The sequence below is a fragment of the Nocardia aurea genome (genome assembly GCF_003123685.1).
GTDB lineage: Bacteria > Actinomycetota > Actinomycetes > Mycobacteriales > Mycobacteriaceae > Nocardia > Nocardia aurea.
Window position 1 is genome coordinate 1 of the sequence record NZ_QCYJ01000056.1, and the last position, 2,712, is coordinate 2,712.

General features: G+C 69.8%; 3 protein-coding genes and 1 pseudogene. 2 read left to right on the forward strand and 2 right to left on the reverse strand.

The features are described 5' to 3' along the window. On the reverse strand, nucleotides 1-1,040 hold a 1,040-nt coding region (locus DAT37_RS12645; RefSeq protein WP_232839710.1), incomplete at its 3' end, for a heavy metal translocating P-type ATPase. A gap of 270 nt (nucleotides 1,041-1,310) precedes the next feature. Here DAT37_RS12645 and DAT37_RS12650 point away from each other — a divergent pair. Together DAT37_RS12650 and DAT37_RS12655 are read left to right on the forward strand one after the other, a co-directional pair. Further along, on the forward strand, nucleotides 1,311-1,652 hold the full coding sequence (locus tag DAT37_RS12650; RefSeq protein WP_408637397.1) for an ArsR/SmtB family transcription factor: 342 nt from the start codon (nucleotides 1,311-1,313) through the stop codon (nucleotides 1,650-1,652). Beyond that, nucleotides 1,652-2,377 carry a cation transporter gene (locus DAT37_RS12655; protein WP_109524956.1) on the forward strand — a complete coding sequence of 242 codons (726 nt, stop codon included), beginning with the start codon at nucleotides 1,652-1,654 and terminating at the stop codon, nucleotides 2,375-2,377. The genes DAT37_RS12650 and DAT37_RS12655 overlap by 1 nt, the downstream gene beginning before the upstream one ends. A gap of 35 nt (nucleotides 2,378-2,412) precedes the next feature. On the opposite strand, the pseudogene DAT37_RS12660 reads toward DAT37_RS12655, so the two are convergent. Beyond that, nucleotides 2,413-2,712: pseudogene (locus DAT37_RS12660) on the reverse strand (hypothetical protein); the annotation flags it as partial.

The following is a 2,712-nucleotide window of genomic DNA, read 5'->3' on the forward strand; positions in this document are numbered from 1 at the left end:
GGCAGGCTCTCGCCGGTGACCATCGACTCATCCACCTCGCTCTCGCCGTCGACGACCTCGCCGTCGACCGGGATCTTCGAGCCGGGACGTATCAGCAGGATGTCGCCGGCGGCGACCTCGGCGGTGGGGATCTCCACCTGCTCGCCGTCGCGGATCACCAGCGCTTTGGGCGGGGCCAGGTCGAGAAGGGCGCGGATCGCGTCGTTGGCGCCGCCTCGGGCCCGCATCTCCAGCCAGTGGCCGAGCAGCACGAACGTCGCGAGCATCGCCGCCGCCTCGTAGAACACCTCTCCGCCGCCGGTCAGCGTGATGTACACCGAGTACAGCCAGCCGGCGCCGATCGCCACGGCGACCAGCACCATCATGTCCAACGTGCGCGCCCGCAACGCCCGTACGGCGCCGGTGAAGAAGATCCACGACGAGTAGAAGACGACCGGGAGGCTGAGCAGCAGCGCCCAGACGTCCTCACGCAGCCCGAGCGGCACCGGCAGTCGCAGTCCCAGCATCTCGCGGCCCATCGGCGACCAGATCGTGATCAGGACCGACAGCACCGCGGTCACCAGAAAGCGGTTGCGCATATCTGCGGCCATGGCCTCCATCGACATGCCGCCGTGGCCGCCATGGCCCATCGCCTCGCGCGGAGACGGCGCGTGCTTCTCGTGCTCGGCTGGAGGACGCACGTCGTGGACCGTCTGGACCGTCTGGACCGTCTGGACCGGCGGCGTTCCCTGGTGGTGTGCGTGGTCGTCCGCCGGCGGGTCGGGTTCGGCCATCGGGTCGCAGACATGGGCGGGCACCGACTGCCCGGCGCAGTGGTATCCGCACTCCTCCACCCACCGGCGCAGCTCGGCCACCGAGGTCACTCGCGGGTCGAACACCACGGTCGCCGTCTGGGACACGGGGTTGACCTCCACCTCGATCACCCCTGGGCGGCGGCCCAGCACCGCGGCGACCACGTTCTGCTCCGACGCCCATTGCACGCCGCTCACATCCAGCACCGCCGTACTGCGTTCCTTCAGGTCCTCTAGGTTCTCGCTCACCACGACCTCCCCGGCTTACAGCTCCCGTACTATACTCCCTAGGGGTATAAGGGGCGAGTAGGCGGGCCTGCACGCCCCGATCCGGGTCCGCCTCACATCGAGCATGGCATTGCGGGCTCGCCGAGCCGATCGGCCAGGTACTGCCGCATCTCGGGCGGGCGGGGGCCTCGGACGTGCGGCGGCCACGAACGCCCCGGCGCGCGGCACGACAGGCTGTCGCATCTGTTCACGGTTTCCTGAATTCAGGATGTAGTGTATCTTGGAGGAGTGTTGACGATCGCTCCCGAGATCGAAGTGCTGGCGCGATTCGGCCGCGCGCTGGCCGATCCGATCCGCTGCCAGATCTTGATCTTGCTGCGTGAGGCTCCGGCCCACCCCGCCGAGCTCGCCGAACTGCTGGGCATCTCCCGTACACGGCTGTCCAACCATCTGGCCTGCCTTCGCGACTGCGGGCTGGTGGTCACGGTGCCGGTGGGCCGCCGCATCCGCTACGAGCTGGCCGACCCGCGCCTCGGGCACGCGCTGGACGACCTGCGCAGCGCGGTCGTCGCGGTGGCCGCCGTCCCCGCTGATGGCAGCTGCGTAGAGACGCCCGAGAAGGGCTGCTGCTGATGGCCGCGATCCCGCCCGCCGTCACCCCGGGCCCGTCCGCAGCCCGCCGCGCGACGCTGATCCGCCACGTCAGGCTGCTGGTGGCCGCCACCATCACCTACAACGTGATCGAGGCCGCCGTGGCCATCACCGCCGGGACCCTCGCCTCCTCGACCGCGCTGATCGGATTCGGGCTGGACTCGATCGTGGAGGTCGCCTCGGCCGCCGCGGTGGCCTGGCAGTTCTCCGCCAGGGACCATGAGGCGCGAGAGAAGGCCGCGCTGAGGGTCATCGCGGTCTCGTTCTTCGTGCTGGCCGCGTATGTGGCTTTCGAGGCGGTGCGTGCTCTGCTGGGCGTCGACGTGGCCGAGCACTCCACTCCCGGTCTCATCCTGGCCGCGCTGTCCCTGCTGGTCATGCCGCTGTTGTCGGCCGCCCAGCGCCGCGCGGGGCGCGAACTGGGCTCGGCCTCAGCGGTGGCCGACTCCAAGCAGACGCTGTTGTGCACCTACCTGTCGGCGGTGCTGCTCGCCGGCCTGGCACTGAACAGCTTGTTCGGCTGGTCGTGGGCCGATCCGATCGCCGCGCTGGTCATCGCCGCGGTCGCGGTCAAGGAGGGCCGCGACGCGTGGCGCGGGCACACCTGCTGCGCATCCACGCCGCGCCTACCAGGAGTACGCCGCCCGCGCCGGCAGGTTCCTCCCCGGCCTGGGACGCCTGCCACGCTTGGACCCACGGCTGTCTGAGCGGGGCAGAGGCTGAGCACCAGGGGGGTCGCCGTTCACTGGTTCTGGTAGGCGCGCTGGTCGATCCACATCGGGTCCGGCGGGGGCGTGCCGGTCGTCCAGTACGCATCGATGCGCTCGTCGCTCCAGCCCCGTTCGCGCAGGAATTGCTCGTCGATGATCTGCCGGCCCGTGCAGGACTGAGGCTCGGAGGAAAGGATCTCCATCAGCGCGTCACACATGATCTGCGGAGTGCGCCACTGATCGGGGCGGCCCATCTTCTCCTCGGACCAGTTCTTCGTGGCGTAGGACTCGATCGGTGTCGCCGGCCACAGGCTGTTCGCCGCGATGTTGTC